The 18,253-nt window shown below is 63.1% G+C and carries 16 protein-coding genes; 9 read left to right on the top strand and 7 right to left on the bottom strand.

What is annotated here, in order from left to right; genetic code table 11:
* Positions 1 to 5 precede the first annotated feature (5 nt).
* The 3 genes from ACZ0AJ_RS12275 to ACZ0AJ_RS12265 form a co-directional block, all read right to left on the bottom strand.
* A complete protein-coding gene (locus ACZ0AJ_RS12275; RefSeq protein WP_499454962.1) occupies positions 6 to 1,709 on the bottom strand; it encodes a hypothetical protein in 1,704 nt (567 codons plus the stop codon).
* A gap of 50 nt (positions 1,710 to 1,759) precedes the next feature.
* On the bottom strand, positions 1,760 to 2,161 hold the full coding sequence (locus ACZ0AJ_RS12270; protein WP_499454773.1) for a response regulator transcription factor: 402 nt from the start codon (positions 2,159 to 2,161) through the stop codon (positions 1,760 to 1,762).
* Between the two features lie 77 nt (positions 2,162 to 2,238).
* Complete coding sequence (locus ACZ0AJ_RS12265; RefSeq protein ID WP_499454771.1) at positions 2,239 to 2,466, bottom strand: DUF3820 family protein; 228 nt, start codon at positions 2,464 to 2,466, stop codon at positions 2,239 to 2,241.
* A 61-nt stretch (positions 2,467 to 2,527) separates the two neighbouring features.
* Between ACZ0AJ_RS12265 and ACZ0AJ_RS12260 the strand changes: the two genes are divergently transcribed.
* Positions 2,528 to 2,947, top strand: coding sequence for a DUF1810 domain-containing protein (locus tag ACZ0AJ_RS12260; protein WP_499454769.1), 420 nt, complete (start codon positions 2,528 to 2,530; stop codon positions 2,945 to 2,947).
* 20 nt (positions 2,948 to 2,967) lie between these two features.
* Here the strand turns inward: ACZ0AJ_RS12260 and ACZ0AJ_RS12255 are convergent, their stop codons facing one another.
* Positions 2,968 to 3,390: a DUF7684 family protein gene (locus tag ACZ0AJ_RS12255; protein WP_499454768.1), complete on the bottom strand. Its 423-nt coding sequence runs from the start codon at positions 3,388 to 3,390 to the stop codon at positions 2,968 to 2,970.
* A 237-nt stretch (positions 3,391 to 3,627) separates the two neighbouring features.
* On the opposite strand from ACZ0AJ_RS12255, the gene ACZ0AJ_RS12250 reads away from it, so the two are divergent.
* The 3 genes from ACZ0AJ_RS12250 to ACZ0AJ_RS12240 all read left to right on the top strand — a co-directional run bounded on the left by ACZ0AJ_RS12250 (position 3,628) and on the right by ACZ0AJ_RS12240 (position 6,258).
* Positions 3,628 to 4,152 (top strand): excalibur calcium-binding domain-containing protein, encoded by a 525-nt coding sequence (locus ACZ0AJ_RS12250; RefSeq protein WP_499454766.1) that lies wholly within the window; start codon positions 3,628 to 3,630, stop codon positions 4,150 to 4,152.
* 225 nt (positions 4,153 to 4,377) lie between these two features.
* Entirely contained in the window at positions 4,378 to 5,007 is a 630-nt protein-coding gene (locus ACZ0AJ_RS12245) for a hypothetical protein (protein ID WP_499454959.1), read from the top strand.
* Positions 5,008 to 5,958: 951 nt separating this feature from the next.
* Entirely contained in the window at positions 5,959 to 6,258 is a 300-nt protein-coding gene (locus ACZ0AJ_RS12240; protein ID WP_499454764.1) for a hypothetical protein, read from the top strand.
* A 456-nt stretch (positions 6,259 to 6,714) separates the two neighbouring features.
* On the opposite strand, the gene ACZ0AJ_RS12235 is transcribed toward ACZ0AJ_RS12240, so the two are convergent.
* The 3 genes from ACZ0AJ_RS12235 to curA all read right to left on the bottom strand — a co-directional run bounded on the left by ACZ0AJ_RS12235 (position 6,715) and on the right by curA (position 10,806).
* A complete protein-coding gene (locus tag ACZ0AJ_RS12235) occupies positions 6,715 to 8,625 on the bottom strand; it encodes a PAS domain-containing hybrid sensor histidine kinase/response regulator (protein ID WP_499454957.1) in 1,911 nt (636 codons plus the stop codon).
* Between the two features lie 110 nt (positions 8,626 to 8,735).
* Positions 8,736 to 9,704, bottom strand: coding sequence for an IS1595 family transposase (locus ACZ0AJ_RS12230; protein WP_499454761.1), 969 nt, complete (start codon positions 9,702 to 9,704; stop codon positions 8,736 to 8,738).
* A gap of 91 nt (positions 9,705 to 9,795) precedes the next feature.
* The gene (gene curA, locus ACZ0AJ_RS12225) at positions 9,796 to 10,806 is read right to left on the bottom strand and encodes an NADPH-dependent curcumin/dihydrocurcumin reductase (protein WP_499454955.1); all 1,011 of its coding nucleotides are present in this window, start codon (positions 10,804 to 10,806) and stop codon (positions 9,796 to 9,798) included.
* A gap of 177 nt (positions 10,807 to 10,983) precedes the next feature.
* Between curA and ACZ0AJ_RS12220 the strand changes: the two genes are divergently transcribed.
* From ACZ0AJ_RS12220 to ACZ0AJ_RS12200, 5 genes are all read left to right on the top strand, one after another.
* Entirely contained in the window at positions 10,984 to 12,597 is a 1,614-nt protein-coding gene (locus ACZ0AJ_RS12220) for an NYN domain-containing protein (RefSeq protein ID WP_499454758.1), read from the top strand.
* A gap of 96 nt (positions 12,598 to 12,693) precedes the next feature.
* Positions 12,694 to 13,137 (top strand): hypothetical protein, encoded by a 444-nt coding sequence (locus tag ACZ0AJ_RS12215; RefSeq protein WP_499454757.1) that lies wholly within the window; start codon positions 12,694 to 12,696, stop codon positions 13,135 to 13,137.
* A 56-nt stretch (positions 13,138 to 13,193) separates the two neighbouring features.
* Complete coding sequence (locus ACZ0AJ_RS12210) at positions 13,194 to 14,663, top strand: sodium:solute symporter (protein ID WP_499454755.1); 1,470 nt, start codon at positions 13,194 to 13,196, stop codon at positions 14,661 to 14,663.
* A 28-nt stretch (positions 14,664 to 14,691) separates the two neighbouring features.
* Entirely contained in the window at positions 14,692 to 16,548 is a 1,857-nt protein-coding gene (sppA, locus tag ACZ0AJ_RS12205) for a signal peptide peptidase SppA (RefSeq protein ID WP_499454753.1), read from the top strand.
* 291 nt (positions 16,549 to 16,839) lie between these two features.
* Positions 16,840 to 18,165 (top strand): efflux RND transporter periplasmic adaptor subunit, encoded by a 1,326-nt coding sequence (locus ACZ0AJ_RS12200; protein ID WP_499454751.1) that lies wholly within the window; start codon positions 16,840 to 16,842, stop codon positions 18,163 to 18,165.
* The last annotated feature ends 88 nt before the right edge of the window (positions 18,166 to 18,253 follow it).

Here is an 18,253-nt window from a genome sequence, read left to right as displayed (position 1 = left end):
GTGGCCTAGCGCAGGTCGTGCAAGGCCATGCCGCCAAAGCTTTCCCAGGCCCCGAACGTGCGTTCGAGCTGCGGCAACAGCCGCATTAGCGCGCCCTTGTCCGAATGGAAGCTGGCGTCGGCCGCGTCGATCTCCTGGCTGGCGGCCAGCGCGTAGGCCTGCGCCTTGTCGTGCGCCGCCGGCACCTGCTGCAGCAGCAGGATCTTCTGGCCACCCAGTGTGAACACGAGCAGGTCGCCGCGCGCCCCGGGTGGACGACGTTCATAACGGCGCTGGACACCGGCGCCGATCGGCCCTGCGTCGAGCGCCACGCGCACGGTCTTGCCATGCTCGATGCCCCAGTCGAGGAACGGCACGGCCAGGCGATAGATCTGCCCTGGATCGGTGCGCGGGCTCTTGACCGTCAGGATGTCGGCGTGCTTTGCCAGCCCGGTCAGCAGCGCGCTTTTGTCTGCCCACCAGTGGGGCACGACGAAGTCCAGCGTCAGCGGGCCGGCCGCCTGGCGCAGCTTTGCCGCCAGTTCAAGATAACGCCGGTCGCGCTGCGACTGCGGCAGCACGTGGGCCGGGACCAGATACGGTTCGATGTGGTACTGGACACCTTTCAGGCGCGCGCCCTCGGCAGCAGACGCGTTGTAGGCGGCGTAGGCACGCATGCGGGCGATGGCAGCATCCTGAGACGCAGGCAGCACCATCTCGGGCGCGCCTTCCATCGCACTGACGGCGATGCCGCGGCTGCCGGCCTGACGCACGAAGGCGCCCAGCTGGGCTGCGTCGTCGACACTGCCGTCCCGCAGCGGCACCGTGATGAAGACCGCGCCCATCTTTTGCTCGGCTGCCCAGTCGAGCAGCGCTGCGCCGCGTTCGCGCCATTCGTTCGGGCTCCAGGTCCAGGTCGCACGTGATGCCGCAGCCGCATCGGCGTCACCGACAGGCTGGAGCGTCAGCGCGGCGAGCGTGAGTTTGGCGGCGCCTTGCGGACAGGCCAGCGACAGCGAGCGCCAATTGGCACGGTCCAGTTTTTCGGGTAGGTCGAAGCGCGCTGTCTGCACCGCTTGACCGGCGTCCAGGCTGCCCAGGTCAAAAGTCTGGTCCGGCTTGCCCGGCGCGCCGCTGGCGAGCTGCAGCGCAAAGCGGCCTTCGCCGGAAAACGCGGCCTGCATGACGGCGCGTGCGCGGGGCATGAACCACGGGCCCAGCAGCGTGACGCTGGCGGGCTTGGCGCCGGCGCGGCAGGTCAGGTACAGCCGGCCGTCCTTGACGTCGGCGCCCATGCGCGCCGTATCGCCGTGGGTGCGGGTCTGCATCGCGCCCAGCAGGCTGGCGCCGAACGGCATCGGCGTCTGGGGGCGCGGGGCGGGCTGATCGCTGACCAGCGTGTGTTCGCTGACGCTGAACGACTTGCCCTTGTCGGCCTCGATCCCGCGCAGCAGGATGGTCTTGCCGGGGCTGGCGTCGGGGGGCAGGAAGTGCAGCGCCTGCACACCCATGACAGCCGTCGGCAATGGCAGCACGCGGCAGTTCGCCTGCTGCTTGCCCGGTTCTTCGGTCACGATGGCATGCAGGATGGTGCCGTCGGGCGCGGTGGTCTGCGCGGTGACGGCGCCGGGAGAGACGACCAGCGGACCCGGGCACAGCTGCAGGCTGGCAGCAAACGCGGGTGTGATCGACATCGAGACAACAAACAGGAGTGGGAGCGAACGGGACATGACTTGATTTTAAGTCAAGAGCCCGAATCGGCGCGTACGGTTCAGCCCCGTCAGGCGCTCTGGACCTGGGTCAGGCGCCGCACGCGCGCCAGCAGGGCATTGGGTTCGAACGGCTTGCTGACAAAATCGTTGGCGCCGGCGTCGAGCGCGCGCACCGTATCGCGCTCGGTATTTTTTGCCGTGAGCATCAGGATCGGCACCGCGTTCCAGTCGGGCCGTGCGCGCACCAGCGCGACCAGCTCGAAGCCGTCCAGATAGGGCAGCATCACGTCGAGCAGGATCAGGGCCGGCGCCTCGGCCGCGGAGGCGATGTGCGCGCTCGCGACACGGCCATCGGCCAGGTGGGTGACGCGATAGCCCTGGCGCTCGAGCATGAAGCGCAGTACCTGTGCGATGTGGTCATCGTCTTCGACAACCAGAACCAGTGGCGATGATGCTTGTTCGTTCGGCATGATGAACTCGTCAGTGAATGTACGATTATACCGATGCGCATCGGCGGTATGTCATATTAATTGCCAGAAAGTATCAATTATCCGCGCCGGTTTGACGGGCCGCGCAGCGGATCGAGCAGGCCGCGCAAATCGTTGTGATCGAGTTCGTACATCAGGGCCAGCAACTGGCCCAGTTCGCCCCGCGGGAAACCCTCGCGTGCGAGCCAGCCGAGATAATGGCCGGGGATATCGGCAATCTTGCGGCCTTTGTATTTACCGTAAGGCATTTCCCGAACCAACAGGAGGGCTAAATGGTCAGCATTCATTGTGCGGCACTTTAGCAAACAACGGCGACGTTGTAGCATTTCGATGACAAGGGAGGCCACCATGAACAATCACTTTGATCTCGACCGTTTTGTGCAGGCGCAGGATCCGGTATATGCCGCGGTGTTGACGGAGCTGCGCGCCGGCCACAAGCGCACGCACTGGATGTGGTTCGTGTTTCCGCAGATCGCCGGCCTGGGCACGAGCGCCATGGCGCAGCGTTACGCGATTGCGTCTGCCGACGAAGCGGCCGCGTATCTCGCGCATCTAGTGCTGGGAAAGCGCCTGCGCGAGTGCGCCGGCATCGTCGCCGCGCTGGACGCCGAATCGGCCGGCGCCATCTTCAGCCATCCGGATGAGCTGAAATTCCACTCGTCGATGACGCTGTTCGCGGACGTGGCGCCAGATGAAGCCGTGTTCCAGGCTTGCATCGACAAATACTTCGATGGCCAGGCCGACCCGGCGACGCTGGCCCGACTGTAAAGGGGAAGCTGCCGGGGCGCTCAGGCCTCGGCCAGTTGCGCCAGCAGTTCGTCCGGGCGTCCGCGCATGGCCACGTGCAAGATGACGGCCGTGTTCAGGCGCAGCGCCGGGTGGCTGGCGCGGTGGCGCGCGAACCAGAACACCTCGTCGAGGTCTTCGTCGGCGTGCTGCGACACCGTCACGACCTGCTCGGGTGGGATGTCGTCGTAGTCGAAGGCTTCGAGCGCGGCATCCTCGACGGCGTCGTGCCAGCTTTCGCACTCCTTGCCCCAGGCCAGCATGCTGCGGCAGCCCGATGCGACCAGCCAGCGCGCCACATCCCAGCGCCACATTTCGTCGCTGTCGTCATCGATGACGACGATGGCCATGAACGGCGCCAGGTGGGTCAGGTCGGGCAGGGCGTCGTGGGGCCGTAGTTGCAGGTAATGGGCTTTGGCTTGCATGGTGTCGTTGTCGGGTCGGTGATTCAAAGACATCATTATCGCAGGCTCAAGGTCGCAACATGCGGCAGCCTGCAGCTGATGCGGACGAACAATAAAGTCGGACAGAAATAATAAAGTGCGACACCAAATGATCATGTTTGACAGAAGAGGCCGAGACGGACATGCTCCCGTGAACTTGTGCTTTCGCCACGAGTCATCGTTTGGATCTGATGGCGTTATTCAATTTGGCTCATAAACATGCGACTTCAAGGAAGAATCATCGAGTGGAATGATGAGCGCGGATTTGGTTTCGTCGTTCAAAACGGGGCAAGCGCGCGGACGTTCCTGCACGTATCCGCATTTCGCAAGAGGGCAGAGCGACCACTTTTGGGGAGCTTGATAACCTATGAAGTTCGGCGTGATGAGAAAGGTCATCCCCGGGCCGCAACTGCTGAGTTCGTCGGCACTAAAACAGCCAGGAAAAGTTCTGCAGGAGCATTCTTATCTGCGATAGTTGGCTTGGCGCTTCTGCTAGTGCTTGGTTATGTGGGCCATGTTCGCTTCTCCAATCCGAATAGTACGATTTCTGCAAGCGCATACAAGATCGTTTCTGCCAGGGATGCGCTTAAGCCACAACCAGAGTTTCAGTGCACGCCGGAGAAGAACGCGTGTTCAAAGATGGCATCTTGTGCAGAAGCGCTATTTCACCAAGAACAATGCAATGTTCCTGATATGGACGGTGACCGCGATGGCATTCCGTGCGAGCAGCAATGGTGCAACTGAGCTTCAAACGGCAACGTTCATATCGACCACTTATCTGCCCGTAAGCCAGCTCCGGGGGCGACATTGGCACCTCAAGCCAGTCGGTGACTTTTCAGCCCCGTAAGTTACCAAGCTGAAGCCAAAGGCCGAGTTCTGCCAAAAGCCGTCGTTAACCTCACGATTGGCGCCTCTTGCTCATTGTGCACCTGGTAACTTAATGCATCATCCGATATCAACAGATTAGCTATGCCAAACCGAACTTTAGCTGCACTATTTCTTTGTGTCCTCAATTCCTTTTGTGGTGTAGTCGACGCGGAAGAAGTTTCATCAGATAAGTGTCGATTTGACCGTGCTCGTCTACTTGCCTTGGACGAAAACGAATTTGATCAGGATATTTCGGGAGGATGGCGAGCACTGGCATCGACACCTGGGTGCCTCTTGATTGCAGCCGACCTGCTTCGCGATTACCGGAACGCTCATCATAAAGAATCTGGCCTGTTGTTCTGGCATGAGGCGCAGGTGAGGGCTGATGCCGGGCAGTATCCCGAAGCGATCGCTTTGATGGAACATGCTTACAAGCCCACTGAAGACGATAAGGCTGGTTGGAATCCGTATGTCGATGCAACGATTGCCTTCCTCCGCAGGGACAGGCCTGCACTAAAGCGGGCACGGGAAAGGCTCACTGCAGTCCCACCGCCAGCAGGAGTGGGCGTGCCGCCTGTCATCGACGGCTACATGGAGGCAGACTTTGACGGTGGTTCAAAAAAGAGAATTCGTTGGCCCATAAATATCGATGCTGTCGAAGGACTCGAGAATTGCTTCGACAAGACCTATGCAGAAGCATACAAGGAAGTCTGTCGCCCGAAAAAGCAATGAGGTCATGCGGGCGTTGTTCGTCCGGGTCAGGTCGGCACCTGCCTGTGGATGCAGTCGGCGACTTTTTCAGTCCAGCAACCTGCTAAGCTGACGCGAATAGCCGGGCGGCAGTCGCCAAAAGCGGTTGTTAGCGATGTTTTTCACTGCTCAGTGGACGCATACACTTCAGCTAGCAAGCTGGAAAATCTGTAGGTACTGAATTGGATCGCCATGGTGATTGATTATTGTCCAGTTTGCGGCTACGGACCTGCTCTTGGAGGCCCTGCTCTTGGATTTGCCTCGACTGAAGACCTGCGATGCTCATTCGAGATCTGCGATTGCTGTGGCTGCGAGTACGGTTACAGTGACAATATGGCTAACTATCAGCGGTGGGTCGCAGATGGGTGTCCGTGGCGTTATCCCGAATTTCGCCCTCTGAACTGGTCGCTTGAAGACCAACTAATGTACACAATTCGGCCATGGCCGCCTGGACGGGAGTCGGTGACGAAAGTGACGATTGAACGATTCGTAGACGAGGACTTCCCGGGTCTAGTGGAATGTGCGCTTGTTGATTCAAAAGGTTACACACATCGTTTCATTGCGAAAGCTCCTGTCGTAAGCACTATGGACCTGTCGTCCGACAGCACGTTTCCTCGATCCGGTTACATCGCCTGCGTGGTTGAAAGCGAATGGACTGATGATCGAGGGCGGCAGCTGATACGCGTTGGCAATATTACGCCATGGGATTTCGAATCAAAAGCTGGTGAGATGACCTTTACCGTCTTACGCGACCAGATTGGGCCTGTGTAAGGCCGTCTACGTCGGGTCGATTCTGCCTGTCGCGGAAGTCACCGTATTTTTAACCTGGCAACCTACTAAGCTGGGTTGGTCGGATGGTTTCGGCCAAAAGCGGACGAAACAGGAGCCACTTACTCGCTAAACGTAGTCCGGCAACCGAAGAAGGAGTAACGTTTGAAGACAGTCATTTTGTACCCCGGCTTAGCGCGTTTTGCAGGAGCAGCGAGTTTCGACTGGGCTAGCCCAACAGTAGGTAGCACCCATCGTTTCATCCTGTTCCTCGCGCAGAGCGATAGCGCCCCAGATCACGACGCCGCTAAATGTGAAGTCGAGTCATTCGGGTTTTCTGAAATTGACTTGGGCGAAGGGCGGCAAATCGATGTCGAAAGCCTGAATGATCCAAGCATGGCAGCTTTTCGACGGCACTATGAAAGTGCATTCATCGAAGGAAGCTCGCTCGTCTGGTATCCGTAATGGCCAAGTTCTGCAATGGGGCGGTTGCGGCCTGTCACGGCCTGGTAAGGGATTTTCACATCTGCAACATGCTATGCTGAAACGAACGGCCGGATTGGGTCAAAGCGGACGTCAGCAGTTTCACGTCTTCGTAAAATTATCAAGGGCCACAAGCAAGAATGCGTGGTAGGGAAGACATCGTTCTAGCCTCCTATCGCGCGTCCATGCATGAAAAGCTGTATCTTGCGGCGGGCACTTTGCCTCAGGAAGTGCTGATTGCCGACTGTGGTGCATTTCTCGGCGCCATTCACGATTAAAGCTGGCAGGAACTTCCCCTTCGGGTCGAAACCGGACGGCCGTAGGGGTAGATGGTGGATAGTGTGTCTCACTTCATTGCTGCAAGCTATGAACCTTGAAGCTCCGGTATGCGATTGCGGCTGACTTTATTGTTACTAGACAGCCGATCGCGGCAGTGCGCTAGCCGGTGCCGTCCAGCAGCGTATACAGCTGCGCGATATCGATCGGCTTGACCAGATGATGGTCGAACCCGGCCTGCAGGATCTGCTGCCGGTCGCTGTCCTGGCCATAGCCGGTGATGGCGATCAGCAGCGCGTGGGCGGTGCCGGGGCGGGCGCGCAGGCGGCGCGCCAGTTCCAGGCCGTCGATGCCGGGCAGGCCGATATCGAGCAGGCATACCTGTGGCGGGTTGGCCAGCGTGGCGGCCAGCGCCTCGAGAGGATCGTGCTCAACCTGCACCTGGTGGCCGCTCGCTTCCAGCAGCATCGCCAGCATGACGGCCGCGTCGACATTGTCATCGACAACCAGCACGCGCAGCAGCGCCGTGTCCGCGCCCGGCTGCGTATCGGGCACTGGCGCAGCCGCGGCAGGTGCATGCAGCAGTGGCAGGTACACGGAGAACCGGCTGCCCTGGCCCGCGCCCGCGCTCTCGCAGGCGACCTCGCCGCCATGCAGCTCGATCAGGCTTTTCACCAGCGCCAGGCCCAGTCCCAGCCCGCCCGATGAGCGGTCCGAACTGCGTTCGGCCTGCGTGAACAGATCGAACGCGCGCGCCGCCAGCTCGGGCGCCATGCCGATCCCGTTGTCGAGGACATCGATGTGCAGCCGGTCGCCACGCGCGAAGGCGGTCACGGCCAGGCGCCCGCCCTCGGGCGTGTACTTGGCGGCGTTGCCCAGAAGGTTGGCGACCACCTGCACCAGGCGCTTGCGGTCGCCCAGCACCTGCGTGCCGGGCGGGGGCAGGTTTAGCGCCAGTGTGTGGCCGCGCGAATCGATCAGCGGCGTGACCTGTTCCACCGCTTCGTGCAGCACGGCGCCCACGTCCAGCACGGTCTGGTCGAGTTCCACCAGCCCGCGCGTGACGCGCGAGACGTCGAGCAGGTCGTCGATCAGCGCCGTCATGTGTTTCACTTGGCGCCCGATGATCTGGCTGGTACGCTTGAGCATGCCATCGTCGAGTTTCGTACGCTGCAGCAGTTCTGCCGCCGCGCCGATCGGCGCCAGCGGGTTGCGCAGCTCGTGCGACAGCATCGCGAGAAATTCGTCCTTGCGGCGGTCGGTTTCGCGCAGCTTGTCTTCCCAGGCCTTGCGCTCGCTGATGTCGCTGGCCGCGCCGATCCATTCATAGAGTTCGCCAGCCGCATCGAACATCGGCACGGCGCGCGACAGCGTCCAGCCGCAACTGCCGTCGTTGCGCCAGACCCGGTGTTCCAGTTCCAGGACCGCGCCGCTCTCCATCGCCCGTGCGATCCCGGCCCGGACCAGGGCATGGTCGCCAGGCGGAATGTAGTCGTCGAGCCAGTTGCCCGTGGGGGAGTCCGTGTCCTTCATGAAGCCGCGTCCTTCGAGGCGGCGCATCTCGGACCAGTCGGCGCTCATGCGGTAGATGACGTCGGCCGTCGCATTGGTCAGCGCGCGGAAGCGTTTCTCGCTTTCGCGCACGGCCGCTTCGGAATTGACCTGGTCGGTGACGTCGATATTGCTGTGTGAAATGCAGACCAGTTCACCATCGGCGCCGAAGATCGGCGTGCTGGTGGCGGTCCAGAAGCGTTCTTCGAACCCCGTTTCGCCATTCGGTAGCACAACCGGAATCGGATAGCGCAGGGCGGGCAGGGTGTCGGGATGTCTGCTGGCGCGCACGCGCGCCAGCGAGTCGCGCAGCAGCGCCTCGCCGAAGTCGGCCGGGTCGGCCGGATTGTTGGGGAATGCCGTGAACAGGCTGAGGCCCACGAGTTCGGTGCGCGTACGCGCCGAGGCCTTCAGGAACGCGTCGTTCACGGCCAGGATCGTCGCTTCGGGCGTAGGAGACAGCAGGTAATGCCCGAAGGGCGATCGGTTGAACACCGACTCGAACAGGTTGGTGGGCAGCATCGATGTTCGACAAATGGTTGCAAAAGGTTAAATAATTATAGGCCACATTTGACGGATGCTGCACCAATCCCAAATGTCAATTGTGGCCGTTGATCATGGCGCTTTTTTCGTTATCTGTTGATGACACCGATTGCAATGGTTAACAATTGTTCTGGGGAACTAACTCGCCCGCCGTCCAGTGCCCAGCGCCAACCCAGATAATTGGGCAGATAGCGTGACGCAACACCACGAAAACCTGATAGCCAGTCCTTGAAGCGCTGGTGATAGGCATTCACGTTCTGGACGTGGATGGCGCGGCTGCCCAAATGCCGGACCCTGACGCCGGCGCGCAGGTTGACGGCTTCATGCGCAATCCGGTGCTTGCGTGCAAAGGCGCGGTAGGCGCGGTGGCCGTCGCTGACCAGCAGCGCCTGCGGATCGAGCCTGGGGAGCAAATCGCGCTCGAGTTGGGCGGCGGTCAGTGCACCGCGGCCTGTGACGGCATCGACCGTGCGACCGTTGCGGTCGCGCGCGACCAGGATGCAGTCGAGCTCCGTTGAAATGCCCCGTTTTGCGGCGCGCCCGCCGCGCCGGCGTGGCGGGCGATCGAGCATGCGCGATCCTTTTTGTGATTCGAGCAGGAACGTTTCGTCAGCCTCGACGATGCCATTCAGGGACGCAGGCCGGTCGAACTTGACCCAATCAAGAAAGCGGTGACGCCACCGGAAGGCGGTATTGCGGTGCACGCCAACCCGGTCTGCACCCTTCCGCACCGACAGTGAGTCGAGCAGCACCTGGGAATACGCGAGCCACTTGGCCTTGAGCCTGAGCCGTGCCAGCGGTGTGCCGCTCAGGTCGTTGAATGTGCGCCCGCAAGCGCAGCAGCGAAAGCGCTGCAGATCGTTGGCGAAGCCATGCCGGTGGCAGCGCGCGTTGCCACAGCGGGGACAGCAACGGCCAGGTGCTCTCGCCTGCGCGATCAGCGCCACCACCTGATCGAGGCCGGCCGCAGGATGCAAGGCATCGAGCACTTGCCGGCGCTGCGGCTGATTCAACGATGGCAGCCTGGCAAACCAGCTCTTGAAGCGTGGCGCTTTCATGATCGACTCCTGGCGTTGGGGACAGGAGTTGGACCACCGGGCTGCTCATCAGTTCAAAGCTTCCCTCTATTTAACGTTGACTGCGCCTTGATCATTCTGCGACGCGCACCACCAGCTTGCCGAAATTCTTGCCGTCTAACAGGCCAATGAATGCCTCAGGCGCCTTGTCCAGCCCTTCGACGATGTCTTCACGGTAGCGCAGCGATCCATCCTTGATCCAGCCTGCGGCTTCTTTCAGGAAGGTCGGCTCGAGCCGCTCGACAAATTCGTTCTGCAGGAAGCCGCGTACGGTCAGGCTCTTGAACAGCGTGAGGCTCAGGTCGATCGACGCGCCCGCGCCGGCATCGTTGTAATGCGACACCAGGCCGCACACGGGAATGCGCGCGAAGTTGTTCAGCAGTGGCTTGACGGCTTCGAGCACCTGGCCGCCGACGTTCTCGAAATACACGTCGATGCCATCCGGGCAGGCCTTGGCCAGCTGCTCGGCGAAGTCCGGTGCGCGGTGGTCGACCACGGCGTCGAATTTCAGCTCGTCCTTGATGAACGCGCACTTCTCGGGCCCGCCGGCGATGCCCACGGCGCGCGCGCCCTTGATACGGGCGATCTGGCCAACGACCGAGCCGACGGCGCCGCTGGCAGCGGCCACGACGACGGTTTCACCGGCCTTCGGCTGGCCGATTTCGAGCAGGCCGGCATACGCCGTGAAGCCTGGCATGCCGAGCACGCCGACGGCGGTGGAGACGGGCGCGCTGTCCGGATCGACGCGGCGCAGGTTGCTGCCGTCCGAGATGGCGAACGACTGCCAGCCGGAGTAGGCCACGACGACGTCGCCTTCTTTCCAGTCCGGGTGGTTCGACTGCTTGACGCGGGCGACGGTGCCGCCGACCATCACGTCACCCAGCTCCAGTGCGGCGGCGTAAGTAGCGGTGCCGTTCATGCGCGTGCGCATGTACGGATCGAGCGACAGGAACAGCGTTTCAAGCAGCAGTTCGCCGTCGCCCGGCGTCGGGATCGGTGCATCCTCGATGCGGAAGTTCTCTGCGGTTGGCTTGCCCTTCGGGTGCGAGACGAGGACGATGCGGCGGTTGGTTGTTGCGGTCATGTGTTGAGCTCCTTCGAGTGGATCAGATGGCATAGCATAAAGAACCTTGGCCGATGCTGCCCACGCGCCACACCCAATCGCTGAAACTGGCCGCCAGGCAATGTCATACGGCGCGAAACGGAAGGGCGTGCGTATAATCGCCATACGTTTGCCCTATCACTACAGAAAAAACAACTCATGGCCTCTTCTTCCGACAACATCAGCATGGCGGTGTTCTGCGACTTTGAAAACGTCGCACTGGGCGTTCGCGACGCCAATTACGAAAAATTCGACATCAAGCCAGTGCTGGAACGCTTGCTGCTCAAGGGCAGCATCGTGGTCAAGAAGTCGTACTGCGACTGGGACCGCTACAAGGGCTTCAAGGCGGCGATGCATGAAGCGAACTTCGAGCTGATCGAGATCCCGCACGTGCGTCAGTCGGGCAAGAATTCGGCCGACATCCGCCTCGTCGTCGATGCACTCGATCTGTGCTACACGAAGTCGCACGTCAACACCTTCGTCATCATCAGCGGCGACTCCGACTTTTCGCCGCTGGTGTCGAAGCTGCGTGAAAATAACAAGCAGGTGATCGGCGTCGGCGTCAAGCAGTCCACCTCCGACCTGCTGGTGGCAAACTGCGACGAATTCATCTTTTACGATGACCTGGTGCGCGAACAGCGCCGCACCGCCGCCAAGCGCGACGAGCGCAAGGCCGCGCCGCAAACGCGCCGCTCGAACGCCAGCAACAACACCAACACGAATGTCGGCGACGACAAGCGCAAGGAAGAACTCGAAGCACGCAAGGTACAGGCGCTCGACATGGTGGTCGAGACGTTCGATGCGCTCACGTCCGAGCGTGGCGACACCGGCAAAATCTGGGCCTCGTTGCTGAAAGACACGCTCAAGCGCCGCCGTCCCGATTTCTCGGAAACCTATTACGGCTTCCGCACCTTCGGAAACCTGCTCGAAGAAGCGCAGACGCGCGGCCTGTTCGAATTCGGCCGCGACGAAAAATCCGGCACCTATGTGTTCCGCAGCGCGCATGCGGGCAATGCAGCAGCGGGCCAGGAAGCCCAGCAGGACGGCACGCAGGCGCCGGACGCCGTGGTGCAGGACATGCTCGACGCGGCAGCTCCGGTCGAGGGCAATGACGAACCGGTCAAGAACGATGGCCGTCGTGGCCGTGGCCGCGGTGGCCGCAAGGGCGGTAACCGCAATGAAGCGTCGAACGTGCCGGCGCTGATGGAGCCGGTGGCAGTCGAGCCGGAACCACAGGAAGAACTGTTCGAGGAACCGGCAGCGCAGCCAGAAGTGCAACCGGAAGCGCAACCGGCCAGGACCGACGGCCGTCGTGGCCGTGGCCAAGGTGGACGCAAGGGCGGCAACCGCAACGAGGCATCGAACGTGCCGGCGCTGCTGGAGCCGGTCGCTTTCGAGCCCGAAGCCCAGGACGAGACCTTCGACGAACCGGCATCGCAACCGACGCTGGTCGTGAGCGACGCCGAGCCGGTCGAAGCTGACGCAGCGCCGGCGCCGGTCGAGAAAGAACGTCGCCGCGCGCCACGCAAGCCATCGGCCAAGAAGCTGGCGGAGCAAGCTGCAGCTGCCCAAGCCGAAGCTGCTGCGGCAGCCGAAGCCGAAGCGCAGGCGGCTGCTGCCGCAGCGCAGGAAGACGTCGCGCCTGAGCCAGAAGCAGACGCGGATGCGGAAGCCGCCACGCCTGCACGCACCAAGGGCGCCCGTCCGGCGCGCAAGGCCGCGCCACGCAGCCGTCGCCCGGCCAAGCCGAAGGCCGGTTCCGACAACGGCTGATCACGGACTGCCGCGCGCCGCGCGTCCCTGCGCGATGCCATAATCACGACGCCTGTCCGGTTTTCGGGCAGGCGTTGTCGTTTGATGGAGCCTCGCATGCGCGCACGTGCCGTTCTGTTCCTGCTGTCCTGCCTGGGCGCGCCGGCGCTGGCCGCTGCGCCGGCGGTTGCATCGGCGGGCATTGCCGCCGGACATCCGCTCCTCGGCATCTGGCGGCTGACGGTGCCGGGCACCGAGTGCGCTGAAACCTACCGCTTTCGCGCCGACGGCACCACGTTCGTCACCAGCGCCGCCGAGGTTTCCGAAAGCGTCTATACCGTTTCCGCCCAGCCCGACAAGCAAGGCTTCTACCGCCTGCAAGACCGCATCGTCAAAGACAACGGCAAGCCCGATTGTTCGGGCAACGTGATGAAGCCGGGCGCGCAGGTCATCAACTTCATCCAGTTTCACCCGTCACGCACAATCTTCCTGATGTGCGCCGACCAGACCATGCAAACCTGTATCGGGCCATTCCGTCGGGTGCGCAGCGAAGAGGTTTGAGCGCCGGTTGCCCGGCAGTGTATATTGCTGGGCAAAACGATCATCCCCGGCTTTTCATGTCCCCGTTACTCCTGTTTTGCATCCTCATCGGCTACTTCGCCTTGCTGCTGGCCGTGGCCTGGGCCACCTCGCGCGGCGCCAACAACGACAGTTTCTTCATCGGTAACAAGAGCAGCAACTGGGTGCTGGTCGCCTTCGGCATGGTCGGCACCACGCTCTCGGGCGTGACCTTCGTCAGCGTGCCGGGCGCGGTTGGCGCCGATGGCTTTGGCTATGCGCAGATCCTGATCGGCTATGTAATCGGCTACCTTGCCGTCACCTGGCTGCTGCTGCCGCTGTACTACCGCCTGCAGCTGACCTCCATCTACCATTACCTCGACGTGCGCCTTGGCCGGCGTGCCTACCAGAGCGGGGCCGGCTTCTTCATCATCTCGCGCCTGCTGGGCGCCACCGCGCGCCTGTACCTGGTGGTCAACATCCTGCAGGCGGTCATCCTCGACAGCCTGGGCGTGCCGTTCTGGCTCAGTACTCTTGTTGTGCTGGGGATGATTCTGCTCTACACCTACCAGGGCGGCGTCAAGACGATCGTCTGGACCGACACGCTGCAAACGACCGGCATGCTGTTCGGTCTGTTCGCGTGCGCCTGGTTCCTGCTGGGCGAACTCAACCTGTCGGTGCCGGACAGCCTGGAGCAGATGCGCTCGAGCGGCCTGGCCAGCGTGTTCACGACAGACCTGAACAGCCCGAATTTCTGGCTCAAACAGATCGTGGCCGGCGCGCTGATCACCATCACCATGACGGGGATGGACCAGGAGATGATGCAAAAGACCATCTCGGTCAAGACGCTGGCCGATTCGCAAAAGAACCTGCTGGCGCTGACGGGGGTGCTGGTGGTCGTGTTGCTGTCGTTCCTGTTCCTGGGCGGCCTGCTGTACCTGTACGCGCCGACCGTGGGCGTGACCGCCACCGGCGACAAGATCTTCCCGGCCGTCGTCATGGGCCACCTGCCGCCGGCGCTGCAGATCATCTTCTTGATCGCGCTGATCTCGGCGCTGTTTCCCAGTGCCGACGGCGCGATCACGGCGCTGACGTCGTCGACCTGCATCGACCTGCTGGGCATCAAGCGCCGGACGGATCTGACCCAGGCGCAGGCCGAGGGGCTGCGCCGTCGCGTGCACCTGGGCTACGCGTTCCTGTTCCTGCTGCTGGTGATGGGCTTCAAGGCGGCCGACAATCCCAGCATGATCGGCGTGATCCTCAAGCTGGCGGCCTACACCTACGGCCCGCTGCTCGGCCTGTTCGCGTTCGGCATGTTCACGGCGCGCGTGCCGCGCAATCGCCTTGTACCGCTGGTCACGATCGGTGCGCCGGTCCTGTGCGCGATCCTTGAGTACAATCAGGCGTATCTGCTCGGCTCGTACCGGCTCGGGCTGGAACTCTTGATGATCAACGGCATGCTGGTGTTTGCGGGGCTGTACGCGATTTCGCTGCGCCACCAGGGCCGTCATTCCATGCAGTCTGCTTAACTTTGCAACAATCTTTTATGGAGTATCGATGGCCTTCAAGCCCCTGAGCGCCCTGCGGCGCGGGTTCGTCATGCTGTGGACCGCGCTCGACGTGACCCGCCGCACCTTCGTCAACCTGCTGTTCCTGCTGATCGTGATCATCGTCGTCTCGCTGTTCTTCAGCGGCGGCGTCAAGCCGCTCTCGAACAAGACGGCGCTGGTGCTCGAGATCCGGGGCGACCTGGTCGAGCAGTATGAAACCACGCTGCGCGACGCGGTGCTCGACAACGTCGGCGGCGATTCCAAGCGCACCGTGCGCCTGCGCGACGTGATCGTCGTACTCGATGCGGCGGCGCGCGATCCGAACATCTCGAGCGTCGTGCTGCTGCTCGACGAGATGCAGGGCGGCGGCATGGCCATGCTGCGCGAAATCGGCGCTGCGGTCGACCGCGTCAAGAAGAGCGGCAAGACGGTCGTCGCCTGGAGCGGCAGCTACGACCAGAAGCGTTACCTGGTCGCCTCGCACGCCAGCGAGGTCTATGTCCATCCGATGGGCATGGTCATGATCGAAGGCTTCGGCGGGCGCCGCAACTACTACCGCGACGCGCTCGACAAGGTCGGCGTTACGGTCAACCTGATCAAGGTCGGCACCTACAAGAGCGCCGCCGAGCCGTACATCGCCAATGGCCCGTCCGACGCTGCGCGCGAAGCCGACGCCTATCTGTACAACGCGCTGTGGTCCGGCTACACGGGCTTGGTCGAGAAAAACCGCAAGCTGCCCGATGGCGCGATCGCGGGCATGATCGAATCGCTCCCCGAGCGCATGGAGAATGCCGGCGGCAGCGCTGCGAAGGTGGCGCTGCAGGCCAAACTGGTCGATGGCCTGAAAACCCGCGACGAACTGCGCGACTTGATGATCAAGCGCGGCGCGCCGGACGACGACAACAAGTCGTTCCGCCAGATCGGCTTCTATGACTACCTGTCGCGCCATCCCCAGAAGCAGTTTGGCGATGCGGTTGGCGTCGTGGTTGCCGCCGGCTCCATCACCGATGGCGACGGCGGCCCCGGTGTGATCGGCGGGCGCAGCATGGCCAACCTGATCCGCCAGGCGCGCGAGGACGACAATATCAAGGCACTGGTGCTGCGCGTCGATTCGCCAGGCGGCAGTGCCTACGGTTCGGAACTGATCCGGCGCGAGCTGGAACTGACGCGCGCTGCCGGCAAGCCGGTGGTCGTGTCGATGGGCAGCGTGGCGGCATCCGGCGGCTACTGGATCTCGATGGCGTCCGATGAAGTGATTGCCGACCCGGCCACCATCACCGGTTCGATCGGCGTGTTTGCGCTGCTGCCGACGGCCGACAAGGTCGCCGCCAAGCTGGGCATCCACACCGATGGCGTGACCACCACCTGGCTGGCCGACGCCTACAATCCGCTGCGTCCGCTCGATCCGCGCTTCCAGCAACTGGTCCAGTCGAGCATCAACAACGTCTACAGCGACTTCACCACCAAGGCGGCGGCAGCGCGCAAGACCACGCCGGCCAGGATCGATGAAGTGGGGCAGGGTCGCGTCTGGACCGGTGTCCAGGCCAAGGAACGCGGCCTGGTCGATCGCCTGGGCGGCTACAACGATGCGCTGGCATCGGCTGCCGGTCGCGCCAAGCTGGGCAAGGATTACCGCGTCGTGTATGTCGAGCGGCCGGTGACGCGCGTCGAGCGTTTCCTGCAGATGGCGGGCGCTTCGGCGGTCCAGGCCATGACGATCCAGGTCAAGCTGGGCCTGATCGAGAACGCGATTCCGGCAGGCCCGGTGAACCAGGTCGCGGCCGACATGGCGTTCCTGTCGGAACTGACGACCGAGCGCAAGCCGTTTGCTGCCGTCACGCATTGCTTCTGCGGCAACTGGTAAATCGGGCGGCGCACGGGCGCCCGCTGCAGATGTAAGGACTTTGTAACTGATTTATACAAAGACGGGACGGGCGCAACACCCTGGTGTTGGGCCCGTTTGCCGTTTACTGCCGTCATTCCGGGGCTAACCGTGTAAATCGGCGTTAAGTGGGGTAGCAGAGCGGCGTTTCAAGGCCGGTTCGACCGGTATTCTATGTACGTTACGAAACATTCCATGTGAAACTCGCATGCTACAGTCGTCGTGAGTAGTAGTGCGTAGCGCGCATTGACAAAAAAATCGACAAGGACAAGCATGGACCAGCATTCTCCGATCCCTCCCGCCACCAGCCGCCCGCCGCGTAAAAAGCGCACCCGTGTCATCGGCGGCACCATCGCCGTGCTGTCGATGGCGGCCCTGGGCTACCTGGCCTGGACGCTGATCAACCCGGCACCTGCCAGCGGCCCGGGCGGACCGGGGATGTCGGCAGGTGGCCCCGGCGGCGGTGGTGGTGGTCGTGGCCCTGGCGGCCCGGGCGGCGGCCGGGGCGGCCCGGCGACGACGGTCGGTGTCGCGACCGCGACGGTGGCCAACATCCCGGTTACGCTCGAAGCGCTGGGCACCGTGGTGCCGGCCGCCATCGTGACGGTGCGCCCGCAGGTCTCAGGCGTGGTCCAGAAGATCCACTTTACCGAGGGCGAGCTGGTCAAGCCGGGCCAGGTGCTCGCGACGATCGATCCGCGCCCGTTCCAGATGGCGCTGCTGCAGGCGCGCGGCCAGCGCCAGCGTGACGAAGCGCAGCTCGACAGCGCGCGCGTCACGCTCAAGCGCTTCCAGACCCTGCTCGAACAGGATTCGATCGCGCGCCAGGAAGTCGACACGCAAGCGGCGCTGGTCAAGCAGCTCGAAGGCACGGCGACGATCGACCGCGCGGCCGAAGGCACGGCCCAGCTCAATCTGGATTACGCCACGGTGCGCGCACCGATCGGCGGGCGCGTTGGCCTGCGCACGGTCGACGTGGGTAACCTGGTGGGCAGCGGCGACACCGCCGGCATCGCCGTGATCACGCAACTGGCCCCGATCGACGTCGAATTCGCGGTGCCGCAGGATGGCTTGCCGGTGCTGCAGCAGCGCATCACGCAGGGCGCGAAGCTGCCGGCCACCGCGCTGGACCGCACCCGCACCGACGCACTGGCCACGGGCAGCTTCATCGCGCTGGACAACCAGGTCGATACGTCGACCGGCACCGTGCGCGCCAAGGCGCGCTTTACCAATACCGATGGCAAGCTGTTCCCGAGCCAGTTCGTCAACCTGCGCCTGACCGTCAACACGATCCAGAACGCGGTGCAGGTGCCCGTCACGGCGCTGCGCCACGGTACCGACGGCGACTTCGTCTATGTCCTCGACGCCGCCAAGCGCACCGTGTCGCTGCGCACCGTCAAGCGCGGGCAGGCGACCGTGGACAAGGTGCAGATCGCCAGCGGCCTGAAAGCGGGCGAGCAGGTGATTACCGAAGGCGCCGACCGCCTGCGCGATGGCGCCAGCGTCGTGCTGCCGGGCGACAAGCCGGGCGGCGCGCGTGGCGCGGGGCAGGGCGGGCGCGAGGGCGCAGGCCGGCCAGCGCGGGGAGCACCGCAATGATGGTTGGGAATTTCGTGCATAGCGCCAGCATGCGCATGGCCCGTGCCCAAGGCACGTCGTTCCCGCGCAGGCGGGAACCCAAGGGTGC

It is taken from the genome of Telluria sp. AC161, assembly GCF_979258535.1.
Note: the sequence above shows the minus strand (reverse complement) of the source record. Positions and strands in the feature narration are given on the sequence as shown.